This is a genomic window from Parabacteroides provencensis (genome assembly GCF_900232875.1).
GTDB lineage: Bacteria > Bacteroidota > Bacteroidia > Bacteroidales > Tannerellaceae > Parabacteroides > Parabacteroides chinchillae.
Genome location: NZ_LT960489.1, coordinates 470,183 through 491,723, shown reverse-complemented (window position 1 = coordinate 491,723; position 21,541 = coordinate 470,183). Strand labels below are relative to the sequence as shown.

Sequence of the window (21,541 nt, the reverse complement as noted above, 5' to 3'; positions counted from 1 at the left end):
AAAGGGGTGAATGAATACTTGTTCACCCTTTATAAAAAACAAAGTATTTATGACTAAATTAATTATCATACTATTTATTGCCTTTTCTGCTTGCACAAAGCCAGGGTTTCAAGGTGCTGAAAATGATATTATTCATATAAGAAATAATAATGATCTTATTATGAAAAACAATATTGAATATAAATTTATACCCTTAGAAACAACTGAGAATTGTTTGTTATCCGGAATAAGAAATATACAAATACATAATGGCAAAATATTCATTTTAGACAATAAGTTATCTAAAGTAATGGTATTTGATATTACGGGTAAATTTATTACACAAATAGGAACTTTAGGAGGAGGTCCCGACGAATACAATCAAATATGTTCATTCTGGATAGACCAAAAAACTCAGACAATAACTCTTGCAGATCGTGGAGGAGCAAAATTATTATATTACAAATTAAATGATTTTAGTCTTATTCTAACGAAAAAATCTGATCATTTTGAAGAATGTGCATTACTGGCTAATGGAAATATTGCTTGGGTAAAAAGTTCAGGTTACGATACAGACCAAAGAAATACTTTCTATATAAAAATAACAGACAGTTTATTAAATGAAAAAAAATACTTAGTTCCTGCAGATTTTGCTATAGAAGGAAATATCTCTTCCGGAAATATTTTCTATGAATTTAATAAAGAATTATTTCTAAACCTACCTTTTATGGGGGGTGTCTATCATATAACTTCTGAGAGTGCAGAAAGGCATTTTAAGCTGGATTTTGGAACTCATAAATTTGCCACTCTAACATGGCTGAAAGGAAATGCCTCTAAAAATTATGCAAATGCAATATTACCAACAGATTATATTTCAACATGTAATATAAAAGAAACAGACGACTACATCAGTGCTTGTTTTCTTGTAAAAGGAATGAATCCTTATATTGGTTTTTATAACAAGCATTCGCGAAAAAGTTGCAAATACAAATGGGATGAATTTATGAAATTATCAGGATTAAACGGATTTGGGCTTATAAGAGGTACATATCAAAACTATTTCATTGCAGATGTCAGCCCTGAAATAGTAAAAAAATACTCAATCTGGCAACAAGACTTACAGGAAATAGCTAAAAATGTAAATGAAGAAGATAATCCCATATTATGTTTATTTAAACCGAAATAGCATCATTGTTTTATGAAACACATTTATTTATTAATAGGGACAGTATGTATATCCTTTATCTCTGCATGTAACCATCCATCCGGTAATTTAGCCATTAATACAAATGTGAGGTTACTAGGCAATAGTAGAGTGCTGTTTACCAAAGATTGTAACAGTTATTTATATGACATTCAAATAACTGATTCTTATATCGTGGTACTAGATAGTAAAAGTGATTCAGTGATGCAAGTCCATACACTGAAAGATTCTCAACCTGCAGATATATTTTGTTTAAGGAATGGAGATAATAATCGATTAATATCGCCCCAATTTGTGCAATCAGATTATCGTAGTAAAAATGTAGATAATTAACTCAGTGTAGTAGATAATGGTATTCAAGATTATGCGATTAGAGTCCCTAAGCCTGAAGGAGGTTATTCTTGTTCGGGAATCGGTATAATAACTTGTTAATCAAAAATGAGGGTGCCCGAAAAGATATAACATAACGTGCCATTATGGAACTAACCGCAGCTATACACAAAATTGGCTTACGTGGCTTAAATACTAGAATGACGGAACTAGTCCATTGTAACATTTGTGTCATAAATCAGCTTTCGGCCCCTCTGGAAATAATTATTTAATTTATGCACAAAATACTAATTATACTATCTACCTTTTTTATTTCATGTTCGCAGCAACAAGAAATAGGGAACTCATTAACTGTCATTACATTTGATAAAACAAAGGAATCTCATTGGAATGTAGATAGTTTAGAATGCAAATTTATTCCATTGGAAACAACAGATGATTGTTTATTGGGAAGTATAGTAAACATACAATTTTATAACAATCATATTTTTATAACAGATGGAGACCAAAATGGTAGAGTTTTTGAATTCGATAATCAAGGTAAATATATTACACAAATAGGTCATTTAGGAGATGGCCCTGGAGGGTATTTAATGCCTCTTAAAATTCATATTGATGAAAAGAACAACCTCTTGTCCATTGCAGATATCAGGTTAAACAGGCTGACTCATTATCGGCTCAATGATTACCAATACGTATCACAACAAAGCCTTTTCAATTTTTACGATTGTATTTGGCTGGAAGACGGAAATATACTTTGGTATGATTTAGTAGGATTTGATGCCGGACGAAGAAAAATATATCCTATATACATTACAAACACAGATCTGGAAGATATTTCCTATCTAGGGAATATTCCAAAGAATTCACCTTACTGTATGGGAGTACATACTTTATACCAATATGATCATAAAACCTATGTTAGCTTTCCATATAGGCCTACTGTATATAGCGTTACATCAACAGATATAAAGCCTGTTTATACTATTTCTTTTGGAAAACAAGAAATGCCTCCGGAAGAATATATATCTGATGTTATACAAAAAAGAGGCGCAGTAGGACCTGATATGTTACTAAAGTCAGATTATGTTAATTCTTTTATTATGCATGAAAACAATAATTATTTGGCAATTAGTTATTTTGTAAGGATACAAAATAGTACTATTGGTTTTTATAATAAAAAGACAAAAGAAACAAATACATTTCATATGAAAGATTTTTCAAAAAAATTTGGTATAATAGGAGGTTTTTATATAATAGGAACTTATGATGATTATTTTGTAATGTGTTTATCTGCAAAAGACCTGAAATCTAAACCAACTTTCCGTGAAGATCTAAACCAAATTGCAGACAAAATATCAGAAGAAGATAATCCCGTATTATGTTTATTTAAACCGAAATAACATCATTGTTTTATGAAACACATTTATTTATTAATAGAGACAGTATGTATATTTTTTATCTCTGCATGTAACCAGCTACCCGGTAATTTAGTCATTAATACAAATGTGAAGTTACTAGGCAATAGTAGTGTGCTGTTTACCAAAGATTGTAACAGTTATTTATATGATATTCAAATAACCGATTCTTTTATAGTAGTACTAGATAGTAAAAGTGATTCAGTGATGCAAGTCCATACACTGAAAGATTCTCAACCTGCAGATATATTTTGTTTAAGGAATGGAGATAATAATCGATTAATATCACCCCAATTTGTGCAATCAGATTATCGTAGTAAAAATGTAGGCAATCAACTCAGTGTAGTAGATAATGGTATTTATTTAAAAGATATCACACTGTCTAATACTGGAATAAATATTAATAGTATAATCTTGGATAGAAGGCTTCGCAAAAGTGTGGATTATAATATTACTTCGAAAGAGATTTTTGCTGTACCTATAACAGATTATAAAAAATTCTGCTTTTATTTCTATAATTCAGATTCTGGATATTATTGGGTGGATACTCCTCCTGCTATAATAAAAGATATGCCAAAAGTTTCTATGGCCCTGATAAATAATTTATGCGTAAACGAAACTTCAAAATCTATTGTCTCAGCCTTTCGTTTTACAAATTATGTCACATTCTATGATCTGCAAGGTAATATTAAAACCAATTACAAATTTGGGGAACAGACATTTATCCCTTTTCAGTCTGAAAACAAAATAGACGTAATAAATAGTGTAAAATGTTTTACATCTATTTATTCTACATCTAAATATGTATACTGTCTATATGATGGCTCGACTGATTTTACAGCTTCATCAAAAATTCTTGTCTTTAAATGGAATGGCAAACATGTAAAAACCTGGCAAGTTGATCGTAATCTACGATGTTTGGCAGTAGATAAAAACAATCGTTATCTTTATGCTATATCTTCTAATCCGGCAGGAGGACAAGATATTTTAAGATATGCTTTAAAATAAGTATAACTTTTTAAATCAAAATAGACATATATGTACCTATTCAATGTTTCAGTTTATTTGTTAAGTTCTATTCTATTTTGTTCTTGCCATTTCAATAGAAATAAACAGCTGGAAGAAGCCCTATCCTTATCATCAACCAATCGGATAGAGCTTGAAAAAGTCATATCGCATTATCAAAAAAAACCTTTAAAACAAAAAGCAGCTATTTTCTTAATCGAAAATATGCCACAATATTACTCTGTTAGTCAGAACGAAGATGAAAAACTGGGTGATTTGTACAACCGTCATGAGGCTATTTCCCAAAAATATAATTGGGAAAGGCCAAAAGAATGGGAATTGGAAATTGACAGTCTGACAGATGAAAACAGGTCACGTTATTTTCTCTCATCTAAAATAGAGAAGGATATAGAAACAATCAAAGCAGACTGGCTAATCAGACAAATAGATCTAGCCTTTGAGGCATGGCAGAAAAATGCTTATACCAAGAATCTTCCTTTTGAAACGTTCTGTAATTTCATTTTACCCTATCGTTTCAAGAATGGAATAATTCTGGATGATTCCAGAGAAAAATATTATAAAAAATATGGAAGCCTATTTCAAGACAGTAGCAGAACTTTCATTGAAGCAACCGATTCTTTATTATACTTATATAAAGATATTTTTTTCAATTATTATCACGGAGCCAGTATTCCTATCCATAGTGTAAAGACTTTGGAAAAAATAAAATACGGACAATGCAGCGACAAAAGCTGGCATAACTCCTTATTACTGGCATCTATGGGGATGGCAGTTTGTACAGATTTCGTTCCGGCCAGAGGGAACCGCAATAATCCGCATACATGGAATACGCTTATTGTGAATAATGAAGCCTATCCATTTGAACCTTTCTGGAATGATGATAAATGGAATTATAAAGTAATCTTCAACAATAAAGCATACGATAAAGCATGGGGGAAATTCAGACTGCCCAAAGTATACAGACAGACCTTCTCTGTGAACAGGCAAGGCCCTCTGTTTGACAAACAAGTAAAAAGAAAAGAAATACCGGCTTTATTCCGGAATCCCAGACTAATGGATGTATCTTATCAATATTTTGATACGGCAAACATTACCATACCCCTTCCCCCTTCCGTTGATCCGGAAGAACAGTATGCCTACATTTGTGTGTATGGTTATAGAGATTGGATTCCGGTTCAATGGGGGAAGATTAATGACAAGCAAGTCTCATTTAAAGGCATGGGAAAAGATATTGTTTATATTGCCGGACTTTACAAACACGGACATATAAAACCCATCTGTAATCCTTTTTATCTTTCAGATCAAGGAGAAATTACATACCTACATCCATCCGGGCAAAAAGGGGATATATACACCAGGTCTATCGGGTGTTTCTGGGAAACAGAGGATAAAGTTAAGGCATTACACCCGCTTATAGGTTCCGTAATTACCGGTATCCGTAAAGGTGGGAATCAGATCGATACACTAGGCATTATGGGCGATTTAACTGATATGTGGGAAAACCATATCGAAGTAGACAGTCCGCACAAATATAAATCCATAGAAATTGAAATGCCCTCCGATACACTATCTTTATGTGAAATTGCATTCTTCACTAAAGACAACAATAGTGAAACTAGACGGATTATGAATGTTACATTAGAAACAGAAGTAATACCTATAAACAAACAGGAATCCATATCTATGTTAACAGATAATCGATCAGCCACCGGTCTAAAGGCTATCTGTAAAAAGAAAGGTACAAAAAGAATTCGGTTTAATATGCCGGAAAACTATATCACCGGTATTGATTATATGCCTTATACCGTCAGCCGGATGCGTCCGGATTGCAAATACAAACTATACTACTGGGATATTGGCTGGCTCCCTTTTAATGAGCAAAAAGGGAATAACGATATTCTTATTTTTAAAGATGTTCCAATGGGAACTCTGTACAGAATAGAGAATGACTCCTTTCAACTCCAAAAGAACATGGAACGCATATTTATGTATGAAAACGGAATAATAAGATGGATGTAGAAACAGTTAAGTTGATCCGAAAGACGCCTTGATAACCAGGATAACAACTCATTTATCATAGCACTATTGCAGGAGAAGGTACTGCATATTGTTTAGGAACCGGTTCTTTGGATTGTTATGGATTTAAAGTTGAAAGGATTGACTATTTTAGTTTGGATTACGAGTAAAATTCAAGAGATAGTTTATTGGTTATTTAAGGAACAAGTTTACTTGCTGATATGCCATTTAACATTCGATAAGCATCCGGCTAAACCAGGAGAGTCACTCCATCTTACAGTTGAGATGACCCCAAAGGAATCCGGCATGTTTGATGAAACAATTATGATAAAATGTAATACGGAACAACCTATACGATTAAAAATAAGGGGACAAGCTCTATAATGAGAAAAAGGGAAGAATGCCTGCAGATTTGTGAACGCTAAAGCAAACTTCCCCGATTGTCTCCACCTAAAATAGAAAGGAGGTGATAATGCAAAAGTAAGAAGAATTGGAGAGATATGGTAATACTTATCGAAGGAAAGCAGATGAAGTATAGTAATTAAAACATAAATCAACTTAATAAAATATCAAAATGAAAAAGAAAATAGTAGGAATTGCAATTGTTGCGATTGTAGGCGTATGTGCAGCTTGGAATATAAATGCAAGTAAGAGTAATGTAACATTATGTGATATCGCTTTAGAGAATGTGGAAGCATTAGCTTCAGGAGAGAATAGTGGTGATTTTACAGCAACAACAGGTTGTATTGCTGTTTGGTATTCTGCATCTTGTTATGGTAAAGATGGTCAAAACCATTCATATGCAATTCGTCAATAATATGTAAATCAGCGAAGTGATGTGAAGGTTAATTTAAAATCTAGCAAATATCAATGTGTTAGTTATATATATTTACGAAGAGAGCGAATTGTTCTGTAATGATGTAAATTAATAAAAAGGGTGGTTCTGAAAAGCTATTTCAAATCACTCTATTAAAACTAAAAACAAAATGAAAATATATAAAGCCTTGCTTCTTGTGTTTATACTTTTAACCGCATGTTCAAAAAATAAAACAACAGAGATAGAACGAAGCACAATAGCAGTAGATATTGTAAGCCGGGATCTTGAATCTGCAATGCCCGGGCAGTTGATACGAACTGAAAACTTTATCTTATGGACAGACCCGTTTAATGCAGAGAACGTAGTACACGTATTGGATCCGGTTAATGGGGATGATATTAAACAATTTGTTTCTGTAGGGGGAGGCCCGTACGAGTTTTCTACACCTCAACTAATGAGTTATCCGGATAACTGTCTTTACGTATATGATCTAAATGCGGATAAACAAATTGTTTTCTCTCTTGATAGCGTTGTGCAAAACAAACCGGGTATATTAAAGGCCACAACGCAATCTTTAAAAAATATCACAAGCATCATTCCGCTGAATGAACAACAGTCCATTTATTTTAATCCGGCACAAAAGCAACCTTTTACTTTTGTATCTAAAGGACAAAACGACGCTTTCGGGAAGCTCCCTTTCCCGGAAGAGGTAGATGATTCTTATGCTTGTTTTCAAGGCCAAGTTATGTATCACCCTAAAAGGGAATGCTTGGTATATACAACATTTATGTTCCCTTATGTCGCAGTATATCAGAAAAAGAAGAACAGTTTTGATTTATATAAAGAGTTGTTGTCTACCGATGAATGTTCAGTGTCGCAGGGGAAACTATCTTATAATAAGAAGGAGAGGGGAGCCGGCGATTTGGCTTTGACTTCCGATTACATTGTAACATTGGAACGGGATAGAAAGGTGGATCAAACGGATGAGCAGACCGTAGGGCGCGATTTTACAAAGCTTCCCCATACCGTATTCTTATATGACTACGACCTCAATTTGGTTAAAATTCTGGATCTGGGTATGCCCATTCTGCGTTTGGCAGCCTCTCCTCAAAACAACCAACTCTATGCGATTGGCCTTAATCCTGATTTTGTACTTATAACCTGTGAGTTATAATTGCGCTGAATATGAATTTAAAGAAGATAAAAGGGAAGGTTATGTAATAATAATTCATACATTGCAGTATTAAATCTAGTCTAAATGAGAAAACGCGATAACTTTATTTTACTTTTTCAGGTAAGTTACTCTATGCTTCTGTCACTTTGTTCCGGTTGCAAGCAAGGCTGTGTAACAGAAAAATATCAGGGCAAGCGTGACAATGTCATTGCTGTCCGGCAGAAAGTAAAAGAGATAGTAATTAAGGATGTCCTGATCGGAGGCATTTCTCAGCTCAATATTCTCAATGACTATCTGATTATTAGTGACTATAAGGCGTTTGATAATATTGTACATATAATCGATAAACACAATTTCCAATATGTTGCAGGTACAGCCAATCGAGGACAAGGCCTCGGCGAAATAACCAATATGGTATGTCTGGAGACGGACGAGGCTCACCGGACATTTTATATCACAGACCATGGGAAGCAAAAAGTGTTTGGCTATAATTTAGATAGCGTCTTGGCTAATCCGTCAAGCTATATGCCAGAAGTGAAAACGGAAATAAAAGAGCGATTGTTTTCTACCGAATACAGATATATTGATGATACGAAGTGCATAGGTGCTATTATGGAACCTACGGGAAATTCCGGATATAAACAATTTGTTGCGAAGTGGAACATGAACACAGGCGAGATAACACCAATGAAATATATGCATCCGGATATAGAGCGTAAACGGGTTTATTTGGATGTTTCCGTTGAGCACGATTTGTATGTTGAATGCTATTTATACCATGATTTAATAACGGTTTGCGATCTTGACGGAAACTTGAAGTATAATATCTACGGCCCCGATTGGGACAGTACTACATCAAATCAAACAGACTATTTTGGAGATGTCAGATTTTGCAAAGATAAGATCATTGCATCCTATCTCGGAGAGAAATATATTCAGGGTAATTATCCTACTCAATTTCTTGTTTTTGATTTGGAAGGCAATTATATACAGACGTTGGACGTTGGATATAAAATTGTTGAGTTTTGCTATGATTCTCAAAATAACCGGATTATAATGAGCCTGAACGATGAAATACAATTTGCCTATCTAGAAATCCTTAATTTAAAAAGGGAGAGCCTATTATATTCTACGTATGAAAGACCTCAAGTAGATGTAGTATCTAAAGATAAAAAATACTATACATCCTCAATTCATCGATTATGAAAACAGCTATACTAATCATTTTACTTGTAATATGTCCTCCTCTGTATTCAAAAGGAAGTTCGTCTTGTTTGAATAAAGAAGATATAATCAGGATTGATATAAAAGATGCTAAAGTGTCAGATTTTAATAGTCTGGTTGACGATATTTCCTGTATCTGTTTAAAATCGGGAAATAGGTCTTCTTTTGATAGTTGTATCAAAATGGCTCGATACAACGATTACCTTTACTTAATGGTTAGGACCATAGCTGGAAATAAAGTCGTTATTTATAAAAATACAGGAGAGTTTGTAAAAGAGATTACATTTTCGGATACACTTTTAGTGAGCTCTTTGGTGATAGTTCCAAGCCAACAACAGCTATGGGTTGTCAGTCGATTAAAAATACTGAATAAGTTCAAGCTGGATGGTACATTGATCAGCAGATTTAGTTTGCCTTTCCCGATTGTTGATTTAGCGGCTGTCGGTAGTCAGAATTTTCTGGTTTATGATGGAGGAGGCCCTAACAATATAGAAAATCATCATCTTGCTTTGACTGATTTTAAGTCAATACATAATGTGTTTCTAAAGAGTATCAATAAGAAGAAACGGCCTTTTTTTCCACAGAATATGTTTGCTCCCGATGTAAATAACAGTAATCTGTTTATTTTCCCGGATTGTACAGACACGATCTATTTATACAACGCTAAAAAGGAAGAGGTAAAACCATATTATTATCTTAATTTTCATGGAGATTTTCTAACAAGGGATATGTATCCTGATGGCGGTTTTTCGGATAAGGATATGTCCGATATTATAACAAAGCGTAAGTACATATACAGTCAATATTGCTTCTATCAAGCATCCGGCAGACTGTTTTTTAAACTTGCCGGGAAACAAGATGATTTTTGTACTATAAAATTAGCAAACAATACGATGCAGTTGTTCAATAGCTTGTTTGACGGTTATCGGCCAACAACTTATAATCCGTTTATTGGATCAGATGGACAATGCCTGTATTTTATTATTAAAGAAAAAGACCTGGTAAAGCACTATCAAAAAAACAAGTGCACGTATCCGAATATCAAAAGGCTATTGCCCTTCTTGTCCGAAAATAAAAGCAATTGGATAATGCTCTCAATTAAAATAAAAAACAGCTTATGAAAACAATTATCTTATTAGCGTTCGTTTCGTTTTTGCTTATTTCATGTGATAACAATAAACAACAACAGAGCGTCTTGTTAGGGCAGTTTACAACGGCTAAAGAGATGCATCCTGAATGGGAAACACTGTTCACCGAGAAGTATTCCGTCACACCGTTGGAAACAAAAGCTGATTGCCTCATTGGACAAATAGACAAAATAAAAAAAATGAATCGACACTATTATATATTGTCCTCCAATGGTCAGTCGATATTTCATTTTAATGAGCAAGGAAAATTTGTTTCTTCATTAAATAAAATGGGGCAAGGCCCGGAAGAATATCATCATATAGAAGATTTTGATGTTTATGAGATAGATGGACAAATGGAAGTTTGGGTTTCCGATAATACAAGCCTGAAAGTATATGATGCTTCTGACTTTACATTCAAATATAAAATAGCTTATCCGTTTATCATTCACAAGTTCAGAAGGCTTGAGAGCTCTCACATTCTTTTGATTACCGGACAAAATGAAAATATTCTTACTCTGACAGATAAGGATGGCAATATAATTTCGGAATACCTCAAAAAAGAAATTCCATTTATCATGTTTCGCCCCGTTCAGTTTGTTGCTTACAAGAATAAATATCTTTTTCAGCTAGGTATTTCTAACTCATTTGTTCTATTTAATCCTCAAACGGAGACTTTCCGGAAGTGCATCCTGACAGAAGAAAAGTCCTATCTTTCGGAGAAGCAATTATTGGATCTGTTTAACAGATTTGGAATAGATTTTATTATGGAAGCAAACAAAGGTTCTTATATTAATAACATCCTGTGCTTAAATGATGCAGTCTGGATACAAACATCCCAGAATGGAGAAAATTACATAACAAAGGTAACTAAGGATCAAATTGTTTCAACCGTATTTTCTTATGGTTCTGTTCTCTCAACAATAACAACAGGTGATAGTGATGATAGCATTTTATTATATATAACTCCTGATCAGATCTCAGATAATACAACAGGTTTCATAAATAGGTTAGGAAGTAAGATTGATTCTCAAACAGAAGACAATCCTTATATCCTTGAATTCTTTAATTAGAATTATATCTTCCAGAAAAATATATTCTAGATAATATATACAAACTTTGGATATTGAACATAAGATTATTCTCGACATGGGCGCACTCTTGGAATAACGATTTTTGTTTATCTTTAACCTGTGATTATAATTAAGAAAGGTTCGAAAAGTATGCAAATTAGTAATATATACAGATACTTCATTTTTATCATTATTGCGGGTTTGTTGTCTTGTTCTTCTGAAGAAGACAAGCGTTTGGTAGCAGCGTTGAAGTTTGCAGGTGATAATCACATAGAGTTAGAAAAGGTGTTGACACACTATAAAGATGATACTTTAAAGTTGAAAGCTGCCCGTTTCCTTATCGAAAACATGCCGCAGCACTATAGCCTGGAGATTCTGCATGCTGATGAGTTGGAACAGTTGAAAATAAAAACAGTTAGAGAAAACAAGCTGGACCAAGGTGATGCCTATCGCATAGTAGAGATACAGAATAAATTGTCAAAAGCGCGCAAAGTATACGATTGCCAGGTTATTAAAGCAGACTATCTGATTGAAAACATAGACTTTTCTTTCAAAGTCTGGCAGGAACGTCCTTGGGCTAAATATTACTCATTCGATGATTTTTGTCGAATGATTTTGCCTTACCGTATAGAGCATGAACCATTGGAATCGTGGAAGAAAGAATGTTATGATCGTTATTCTCCCGTATTAGATTCCCTATATCAGGGTACTGATGTGATAGAGGCTTGTAACAGATTGGCACTCTATATCGGTCATAAAGAGTTGCCCAACAATTTCCTAATGCCTTTTGAGTTGCCCCGCTACAGGGCTTCTTTTGTATTGAAAGAGCAGATTGGTGGTTGTAAGGAAGCTGTCGATTTTGCGATCTATGTTTTACGCTCATTGGGAATACCTGCAAATCTGGACATGCTTTATTTCTATTATAATTTATCTTTTACTCATTATTGGGTGTCTGTTAAGGATACGACCGGCCAATTAGTTACAACCGATTTTGATATTAAAGGCATAAAACGAGGAAGAAATGATGATGATATTCGCCCTAAGCGGAAAATATACAGGCAATGTTATGCAGAACAATCTGCTAGTTCTGCAAAAGGAATCGGATTCCGAGGACTACATAAGATTATAGAGAATAATTTGATTAAGGATGTAACGGCTGAATATTATGGAGAAAATACGCTGTCAATAGAAATTCCTCATATGGAAGGCGAACAAAATCTTTATTTATGTGCTTTTGGGCGTAAAGGTTGGGTTCCACAAACGGTCTCTCCGGTTCAAAAAGGAAAAGCTTTGTTTAAAAATCTGGGAACTAATTTGTTGTATTTTCCTGCGTCTTATGCTAATGGAGATATTAAAACAGTAGGTTATCCTTTCTTTTTTGATGGAGAAAAAACATATTTCTATCATCCTGACACAAAAAATAAAGAAAAGGCTAAGCTAATCCGCAAAACACCATTAGCAACACGCATAACCGCACATTTGGATAATGCTTTAAACATTTCCATTGAATACGCTGATAATCCTTTCTTTAAACCTGTCTATCGGCTTCATAAAATTATTGATACAATCCGTACAAATTACAATACTGTTCCAATTATCCCGTCACGTACATTCCGTTACGCTCGTTGTTCAACTTCATCAGACAAACAATTAGAACTTGCAGAACTTGAATTTTATGCAGATGAAAAAAGAGAACAAAAGTTACCATATATAATTATGGACAAACATGTTTCGCCTACAGTTCAGAATATAAAAGATGATGATCCATTGTCATATTACACGGCTGAAGGAAAAGGGGCTTCTCTTCATCTTGATTTTTCGAAAGAAGTGACAGTGAAAAAGCTCATGTTTATCCCACGGAATGATGATAATTTTATCCGCATAGGAGATGAATATGAATTATTTTTCTTTAATGGCGATAAAGGTTGGACTTCATTGGGAAAACAAATAGCGGAAACGAATTATTTGTTGTATAATGTTCCTCAAAACGCTGTTCTTTGGTTAAGGGATTTAACGCGGGGACAAGAGGAAAACTTGTTTATTTATAAAGATGGGGAACAAAAGTTCTATCTTTAAGTAAAAATATAGAATGTTTATAGCTCTTAAAAAGGAGTCTCTTTTGTGTGTGTATTTATAATAGTTAAAATAATACGAATATTTCGAAACTGTAAGAGTAATAATGTCATAATAATTCTTATATTGAGCAGCATTATTCAGGTATGAAAACAAAACTATGATTCTATTATGAAAAACACTGTTATAATTGGTTGTGCTATTTTTTTGTGTTTGCGGTGTGGTTACCATGGTGGAGAGAATACTGCTCATTCTTCTAAGGTTATAAATTTCCAAGAATTAGAGAGAGTAAAAGATACGCATATTGAAGATGCTTTTTTTGATAAACCTTATTTTATCAAATTAAAAAGTGATTCACGGGTAGTATTTGGGAAGATTGATCAGATCAAGCTGTCAAATAATAATATATACATATTGGATGAAGGTATAAAGTCATTATTAGTATATGATATTAATGGAAATGCATTAGGAAAAGTTGGAAAGTTCGGACAAGGGCCTAATGAGTATTTAGACATTTCTTGTTTTGATGTTGATTCGATAGGAAATATATACACCGTAGATGGAAGGTTGGATAAATTATTTGTATATGATAATAAATTTCAGTTTGTAAAGTCTGTAAAACTCCCTTTTGAAGTTGACATCATGCAAATGCTTGATAATGGTAATTATATGTTTGGATTGTCATCATGGAACAATGGGAAATGTAAAGGTGATCGAGTTGTCATCACGGATAAAGATTTAAATGTTATTAAATCGTATTTGAAATATGATGAATATATAGACCATAATTATTGGATATCAGGATATCAATTTGTAGAGTTACAGAACAGTATTGTTTATAACAGACCGATAGATAATCATATATATATTTTCTCAAAAAGAGATGGAGAATTGGAAAGTGATGTCCTGCTGGATTTTGGTGATGAAAATGTATCGAATGAAATAAAGAAAGATATAGAACGAAACCTTCGAGAGTTTGACGGTTGCATTCTTTTAAAAGAATTTGCCGTAGTTACGGATAAATTTGTATTAGGTACTCTCTGGTATCATAGGGAAAGCCGTGCTTTTATTATAGATAATCAGTTTCATAAAGTATATTTAGGTGCCAAAAATGAAGATTTCGACAAAAGCGCATTGACCGGATTTAGTGATTCTGCTTTAATTTCATATATTAATCCTGATTTTTATCAGGAATATCAAGATTATGCTGAATTGTCTGATGATATAATTGCCCATTTAAAAGATGGAGAATTTGTCTTATGTGTGAGAAAAATGAAATTTATCTAACTAATATATGTATTCTAATATACATGAGATAAGAATGAGGATTTGTTTTTTTTGTTTAATTCTGCAATTTAATAAAACTTTTGTATATTTCTACGTTGATTATGATAGTTACTCAAAGTCTCTTTTCCCAGAGTTCTCTTTATAAATTGAAAACTGGAAGAATGGGAGAAGCTACGACTGATCCCAGGCCTAATATTCCCAAAACAAAGATAATAAATCAAATAACAAGAGATAATTCAAGATATACTATATACATGAAAGAATATGTTGAAGGTAAGCTTCTTGATGATGCTTATGCCATGATAGAAATGTATAATGGTGACAAAGGTGTTCCTAATATACGTTGGGAAATTGACTCGGATACAACTTCCACACATCATATAAGAATATTTGGTATTTTTCTCGGAGCTTTATCAATTAGAGATCGTTTTTGTAATGCAGACAAATATTTTAATTATGTCTATTTTAAATGAAAAATATTGTGTTTCTATTTATTCTGATTTGTATTGGCTGTACTCAAATGCGAGATCAATATATTTTGTATCAGCCTCAGGGGAAGTTAAAAGGTGCTGTAATATTATCTTCAAAAGAAAATTTAAATGTTTTTTATGATATAGCTGTAGTTGGAGATTACATAGCCTGTTTGGACTTTTTTAATGATGGTATTTTACAGATATATGATAATAGTTTATTTCCTGAATTTTTATAATCTCATTACATCACGTTCGAATGTTTCTTTGTTATTCAGAGCTTTGTTACGCAATTTACTACGGTAATTATAGATGGTGGCGAGTGAGTAACCAAGAAAGTGAGCGATTTGATTACTATCGGTTATACCAAGGCGGATTAATGCAAAAATGCGAAGTTCGGTTGTGAGCAATTCTCCTGACTTAGGGTATATATGTGCGTCTTTTTCCAGCAGTTGATTAAAAGCCGATATGAAATGAGGGAATAATTCAAGAAACGACTTGTCAAACTCCATATAAAAAGCCTTTCGTTCATCCCGTAGGAACTGTTCTGATTTGATGGCTTTAAACAAGTCTTCTATTTTTGATGCCATTGCCAGTTTGGCTAGGGAACGGCGGTAAGATTCCAACTTATCTAAATAAATAACGCAACGGTCTAAATATCGGGCGATGTACATTTCTTTGATTTTTCCGGTTTGTTCTAATTCTTTATTAACGGTTCGCATTTGTTTGTTGGCAATACTTAGGTCCCGACGCATGGCCGACAGCTTTTTCATCCAACGGTATAGATAAAAAATGGCGGCAATCAGGAAAAGTGATAACAGACTCACAGAAATGAGTAATGCACGTGATATGGCACGTTTTTTTTCTTCTTGTAATTTGTAGGCTTTGTCAATAATAGGGAAAAATTTAGTGACTTCAATGAATCTTAAACGTGCGTTGCATGTTACGGCATCTTCCATTGAACAAGTGAGGTATTTGTATGCGCGACTGGTATTATTTTGTTCATATACTTGTAATGCCAGTTTCTGCAAAGATGCATATTCTTTGACGGACGACTGTAAATCTATTATGGCTGTTTGTGCAAGAAACTGAATTGTTTTTTTCGTATCTTTTTTTACTTCAAAGGCTTCGGCCAGCGTATAATATATAAATCCTTTTTGGCGATTGTCGGAAGCTGTATGCAATGCACGTTCCAATACGATAATGGCGGAATCAGGATTTCCGTTTATAATCATTTTCTCCGCTCTTACAATATCCCTGTCTACACCGGGCTTGACTGTGGCTATAATGGAATCCCGGTATAAATCGGTTTTTTGTAAATACTTTATTTTCTCTTGCTGACTGGTTGTATAATCTGCCATCCAACCGTAACAAGCTCTTGATGTATGATAATAATAAATCAACTGAGTGGTATCTAGCTGTAATGGTTTTATCTGGTTTAATTGTGCAAAAGCTTCGTTGTACATTCCCATAACTCCCATAACTTCTGCTTTGTTAATGATGATTTCATTTTCCAATTCAGGATGGTTTAAAAAAGGCAATATATTTGCTTTTTTTTCTACGTAACATAAAGCTGAGTCTGCCTGATAATGTAAGTATGCATTGAATAAAGTACCGTATAGATTATATTTTTCCATGTTATCGGAAGAACGGAAAAGACGTTCCTTTAAATCCTGAATCTCTTTTTCTTTTTGAATATGATAGGATGATTTATGGATAATAACGCTGTCCATACATCTTAAAATCGGTTCGTTTTCATCCACTATGGAAAAAACTGAAATTGGAAATGAGCAGAACAGAAAAATAAGGTAACAGATTGAGTTTTTCATACGGCGTTTGTTTATAATAACACTACTATACAAATATATAGGTTTATGTAATTAAAATGAAATATTTTATACATATTTTTTTTCATTTGTGTTTATATTTTTTATTGGTCTTGTTGACTGTTTTATATTGAATTCCAGATGTATAAATGCTATTTTGATTTATATATATTTTTTAATTCCCCAAAAGTGCATGTCAACCTTCTATTTTTGTCAAAATAAGTTCTTTGTTAAATATTTTAATCTATATACACATGAAAAAGACGTCCAGACTTATTTTTACTTTACTATTTATGGGACTGTTTCAGGCGCTATCTGCTACAGTTGTTAAAAAAGTAGCTCCAGCCTGTTGGTGGGCTGGGATGAAAAATCCAGAGCTGCAAGTATTATTGTATGGAGATAATATAGCATCTGCCGATGTCTGTATTTCTTCAAAAGATATTATACTGAAAGAAGTTGTTAAACAGAAAAATCCTAATTATCTACTTCTCTATATGGATTTGGCGGATGCGATTCCGCAAACTTTTGATATTATGCTGAAACAGGGTAAAAAACAAATTGTTGTTCCTTATGAAATCAGGCAACGTAAAACAAAAGCTGCAGAAATAAAAGGCTTTAATAGCAGTGATGTGCTTTATCTGATTATGCCGGATCGTTTTGCCAATGGTAATCCTTCTAATGATATTGTACCGGGAATGTTAGAGTCGGCAGTAGACCGTAAAAATCCATTTGCCCGTCATGGTGGTGATCTGAATGGTATCGAAAAGCATCTTGACTATATTTCTAATTTGGGTGTTACAGCAATTTGGCTCAATCCGATACAAGAAAATGATATGAAAGAAGGTTCATATCACGGATATGCCATTACCGATTATTATCAGGTAGACCGTCGCTTAGGAAGTAATGATGAGTTTCGTATATTGGTGGAAAAAGCTCATGCTAAAGGATTGAAAGTGGTTATGGATATGATTTTTAACCATTGTGGCAGTGAGAATTACCTATTTAAAGATATGCCGTCAGAAGACTGGTTTAACTATAAAGGACAATATACGCAAACCTCGTTTCAAACAATAACACAGTCTGACCCGTATGCATCCGACTATAGTAAAAAGCTGGCTATAGACGGTTGGTTTACGGAAGTGATGCCAGACTTGAACCAGCGTAACCGCCATGTTGCAACTTATCTGATCCAAAGTAGTATCTGGTGGATCGAATATGCAGGAATCAATGGTATTCGCCAGGATACGCATCCGTATGCCGATTTTGATATGATGTCTCGCTGGTGTGAAGCTGTAACCCTTGAATATCCCGATTTTAATATTGTAGGTGAAACGTGGCTTGGCAGTAACGTTCTAGTTTCTTATTGGCAAAAAAACAGCAAACTGGCGGCTCCGCGTAATTCAATGCTTCGCACTGTGATGGATTTTCCTTTGATGACGCTGATGAACAGGGCTTTTGATGAAGAGACTACCGATTGGAACGGTGGGCTGTTTCTTCTGTATGAATATCTTTCGCAGGATATTGTCTATGCGAGTCCGATGGATTTGCTGATCTTTCTGGATAACCACGATACCTCTCGTTTCTATCGGAAAGAAGACGATACTAGAAATCTTAACCGGTACAGGCAGGCTCTTACTTTCTTGCTGACAACAAGGGGCATTCCTCAAATCTATTATGGAACAGAGATTTTGATGGCAGCAGATAAAGCAAATGGAGATGGATTATTGCGCTGTGATTATCCTGGTGGTTGGCAAGATGCTTTGAAGAACTACTTTGATGCGGCAAGCCGTACCCAACTTCAAAATACTGCATTTGCTTATATGCAAAAACTGTTGCAATGGAGAAAAGGCAATGAAGCAATTACTAAAGGTTCTCTAAAGCACATAGCTCCTAATAAAGGTATATATGCTTACGAACGGAAATTTGGAGATAAATCGGTGGTTGTATTTCTGAATGGTAACGACCGTAAGCAGACCATTGACCTTGCTCCTTATCGTGAAATATTGCCAAAGACATCTGCAACCGATATTATTAGCGGAAGAAAAGTGGAATTAGGAGAAGAATTAGATATGGAAAACCGGGGCGTATTGGTTTTGGAGTTCTAAATTATTTCATAGGAACTTATATTTATTGAAATCCTGATTTGATATAATTGATTGTTAAATAGCAAGATGTGATGATGGCCCATTTATATTTTTATTCTTGTCTCTAGTAATAAATAATTAAGCAATTACATTTATAAAATTAGAGAGAAAAAAGATTAGTAGTTGTTGGCTAATTAGTTTAATACAATAAAAAATTATGAAAATAAAAAAGAATCTTTCTCTTTCTGTGTTCTTGTGTATTTCGTTTATTGCAGGTGCACAACAGAAATTAATTTCGCCGGATGGTAATTTGGAAATGACTTTCCAATTGAATAAAGAAGGTTGTCCGGTCTATGAATTGGTTTACAAACAAAAGCCAGTTATCAAACAAAGTAAATTAGGGCTGGAACTGACGGAACAGGATGGTGATAAGTCTGTTGCCAAAACTAATATGATGAATGCTTTTGAAATAAAGGACGTCCAAAACTCCACTTTCGATGAAACATGGAAACCAGTCTGGGGGGAAGAAAAAGAAATCCGCAACCATTATAATGAGATGGCGATTACACTGGATCAACCAGCAAATGATCGGTACATGATTGTCCGTTTCCGTTTATTCAATGATGGTTTGGGATTCCGCTATGAGTTTCCTCTGCAAAAAAATCTTAATTACTTTGTAGTTAAGGAAGAACATACACAGTTTGCTATGGCAGGTGACCATACAGTGTTTTGGATTCCGGGTGATTATGATACACAGGAATATGATTATACTACATCCCTTTTGTCTGAAATACCTGGATTGATGCAAAAAGCTGTTACTTTTAATACTTCGCAGACTCCTATTTGGCCAGCTAGTGTGCAAACGGCTCTTATGTTGAAAACCAGCGATGGACTTTATATCAATTTGCATGAAGCAGCTTTGGTTGATTATTCGTGTATGAATTTGACACTGGACGACAAGGACCTGATATTTGAATCTCATTTGACACCGGACGCACAGGGTAACAAGGGATACCTGCAAACTCCGTGTACTTCCCCCTGGCGTACAATTATAGTAAGTAATGATGCTCGTACTATTTTGGCTTCTCGTATCACGCTAAACTTGAATGAACCTTGCAAGCTTACGGATGTGTCTTGGATCAGGCCTGTGAAATACATTGGCGTCTGGTGGGATATGATTACAGGCAAAGGAACCTGGGCTTACACAGACGAACTTTCCAGTGTCAAATTGGGGCAAACAGATTATTCCAAAACAAAACCGAATGGTAAGCATTCTGCTAACACTGCCAACGTAAAACGGTATATAGATTTTGCAGCAGCTAATGGATTCGATGCTGTATTGGTTGAAGGTTGGAATGAAGGTTGGGAAGATTGGTTCGCTAAAAGTAAAGATTATGTTTTTGATTTCGTAACCCCTTATCCTGATTTTGATGTAAAGGAAATACATCGCTATGCGGCTTCCAAAGGTGTTAAGATGATGATGCACCACGAGACTTCCGCTTCTGTTCGTAATTACGAACGCCACATGGATAAGGCTTATCAATTTATGGTAGATAACGGGTATAATTCCGTAAAAAGTGGTTATGTAGGAAATATCATCCCACGTGGCGAACATCATTACGGACAATGGATGAACAACCATTACTTGTATGCAGTGAAGAAAGCTGCCGATTATAAAATAATGGTCAACGCACATGAAGCAACCCGGCCGACAGGGCTCTGCCGTACTTATCCCAACTTGATCGGTAATGAGTCGGCTCGTGGAACGGAATACGAATCGTTTGGCGGAAACAATGTAAATCATACGACGATTTTGCCATTTACCCGCTTGATCGGAGGGCCGATGGACTATACTCCCGGTATCTTTGAAACACATTGTAATAAGATGAACCCAGACAATAATTCACAGGTACGTTCTACATTAGTTCGTCAGTTGGCGCTTTATGTAACAATGTATAGCCCTTTACAGATGGCTGCTGATATCCCTGAAAACTATGAACGCTTTATGGATGCCTTCCAGTTTATTAAAGATGTTGCTATTGATTGGGATGAGACGAAATATCTGGAAGCCGAACCGGGTGATTATATTACCATTGCCCGTAAAGCAAAAAATACAAACGACTGGTATGTGGGATGTACCGCAGGGGAAAACGGACATACATCTAAACTCTCTTTTGATTTTCTGGACCCGGGCAAACAGTATGTTGCAACTGTTTATGCCGATGCAAAAAATGCAGACTGGAAAAACAATCCGCAGGCTTATACTATCACGAAAGGCGTACTGACAGATAATAGTAAACTCTCTTTACGTGCTGCCAGCGGAGGTGGTTTTGCCATCAGTATTAAAGAAGCTAAAAGTAAAGCTGAAACAAAAGGACTGAAAAAATTATAATCGGAGATCTGAAATAATATG

The 21,541-nt window shown here is 34.5% G+C and carries 17 protein-coding genes; 16 read left to right on the top strand and 1 reads right to left on the bottom strand.

All coding sequences use genetic code 11. The features are described from left to right. The first annotated feature begins 49 nt into the window (after positions 1 to 49). The 14 genes from CTY47_RS08995 (at position 50) to CTY47_RS08930 (ending at position 15,457) form a co-directional block, all read left to right on the top strand. On the top strand, positions 50 to 1,165 hold the full coding sequence (locus CTY47_RS08995) for a 6-bladed beta-propeller (protein ID WP_158228519.1): 1,116 nt from the start codon (positions 50 to 52) through the stop codon (positions 1,163 to 1,165). Between the two features lie 623 nt (positions 1,166 to 1,788). Then, positions 1,789 to 2,916 (top strand): 6-bladed beta-propeller, encoded by a 1,128-nt coding sequence (locus CTY47_RS08990; RefSeq protein ID WP_099464427.1) that lies wholly within the window; start codon positions 1,789 to 1,791, stop codon positions 2,914 to 2,916. A gap of 12 nt (positions 2,917 to 2,928) precedes the next feature. Next, entirely contained in the window at positions 2,929 to 3,939 is a 1,011-nt protein-coding gene (locus CTY47_RS08985) for a BF3164 family lipoprotein (protein WP_099464426.1), read from the top strand. A 30-nt stretch (positions 3,940 to 3,969) separates the two neighbouring features. Beyond that, the gene (locus CTY47_RS08980) at positions 3,970 to 5,976 is read left to right on the top strand and encodes a hypothetical protein (protein WP_099464425.1); all 2,007 of its coding nucleotides are present in this window, start codon (positions 3,970 to 3,972) and stop codon (positions 5,974 to 5,976) included. Between the two features lie 117 nt (positions 5,977 to 6,093). Then, positions 6,094 to 6,357, top strand: coding sequence for a DUF1573 domain-containing protein (locus CTY47_RS17535; RefSeq protein ID WP_099464424.1), 264 nt, complete (start codon positions 6,094 to 6,096; stop codon positions 6,355 to 6,357). A gap of 190 nt (positions 6,358 to 6,547) precedes the next feature. After that, entirely contained in the window at positions 6,548 to 6,790 is a 243-nt protein-coding gene (locus CTY47_RS08970) for an NVEALA domain-containing protein (RefSeq protein ID WP_099464423.1), read from the top strand. A 169-nt stretch (positions 6,791 to 6,959) separates the two neighbouring features. Next, positions 6,960 to 7,964, top strand: coding sequence for a hypothetical protein (locus CTY47_RS08965; RefSeq protein WP_099464422.1), 1,005 nt, complete (start codon positions 6,960 to 6,962; stop codon positions 7,962 to 7,964). Between the two features lie 84 nt (positions 7,965 to 8,048). Beyond that, positions 8,049 to 9,170, top strand: coding sequence for a 6-bladed beta-propeller (locus CTY47_RS08960; protein ID WP_199163414.1), 1,122 nt, complete (start codon positions 8,049 to 8,051; stop codon positions 9,168 to 9,170). Then, the gene (locus CTY47_RS08955) at positions 9,167 to 10,309 is read left to right on the top strand and encodes a 6-bladed beta-propeller (protein WP_099464421.1); all 1,143 of its coding nucleotides are present in this window, start codon (positions 9,167 to 9,169) and stop codon (positions 10,307 to 10,309) included. The genes CTY47_RS08960 and CTY47_RS08955 overlap by 4 nt, the downstream gene beginning before the upstream one ends. Beyond that, positions 10,306 to 11,388 (top strand): 6-bladed beta-propeller, encoded by a 1,083-nt coding sequence (locus CTY47_RS08950; protein WP_099464420.1) that lies wholly within the window; start codon positions 10,306 to 10,308, stop codon positions 11,386 to 11,388. Before CTY47_RS08955 ends, CTY47_RS08950 begins: the two co-directional genes overlap by 4 nt. 150 nt (positions 11,389 to 11,538) lie before the next feature. Then, positions 11,539 to 13,464, top strand: coding sequence for a hypothetical protein (locus CTY47_RS08945; protein WP_143813363.1), 1,926 nt, complete (start codon positions 11,539 to 11,541; stop codon positions 13,462 to 13,464). A 168-nt stretch (positions 13,465 to 13,632) separates the two neighbouring features. After that, positions 13,633 to 14,748, top strand: coding sequence for a 6-bladed beta-propeller (locus CTY47_RS08940; RefSeq protein ID WP_099464418.1), 1,116 nt, complete (start codon positions 13,633 to 13,635; stop codon positions 14,746 to 14,748). Positions 14,749 to 14,909: 161 nt separating this feature from the next. Next, positions 14,910 to 15,221, top strand: a complete 312-nt coding sequence (locus tag CTY47_RS08935) for a hypothetical protein (RefSeq protein WP_143813362.1) — start codon at positions 14,910 to 14,912, stop codon at positions 15,219 to 15,221. Continuing rightward, on the top strand, positions 15,218 to 15,457 hold the full coding sequence (locus CTY47_RS08930; RefSeq protein WP_099464416.1) for a hypothetical protein: 240 nt from the start codon (positions 15,218 to 15,220) through the stop codon (positions 15,455 to 15,457). Before CTY47_RS08935 ends, CTY47_RS08930 begins: the two co-directional genes overlap by 4 nt. Here CTY47_RS08930 and CTY47_RS08925 read toward each other — a convergent pair. After that, positions 15,452 to 17,047: a DUF6377 domain-containing protein gene (locus CTY47_RS08925; RefSeq protein ID WP_099464415.1), complete on the bottom strand. Its 1,596-nt coding sequence runs from the start codon at positions 17,045 to 17,047 to the stop codon at positions 15,452 to 15,454. The genes CTY47_RS08930 and CTY47_RS08925 overlap by 6 nt on opposite strands. A gap of 251 nt (positions 17,048 to 17,298) precedes the next feature. Between CTY47_RS08925 and CTY47_RS08920 the strand changes: the two genes are divergently transcribed. Next, positions 17,299 to 19,149 (top strand): glycoside hydrolase family 13 protein, encoded by a 1,851-nt coding sequence (locus CTY47_RS08920; RefSeq protein WP_099464414.1) that lies wholly within the window; start codon positions 17,299 to 17,301, stop codon positions 19,147 to 19,149. A 196-nt stretch (positions 19,150 to 19,345) separates the two neighbouring features. Next, positions 19,346 to 21,520, top strand: a complete 2,175-nt coding sequence (locus CTY47_RS08915; protein WP_099464413.1) for a glycoside hydrolase family 97 protein — start codon at positions 19,346 to 19,348, stop codon at positions 21,518 to 21,520. The last annotated feature ends 21 nt before the right edge of the window (positions 21,521 to 21,541 follow it).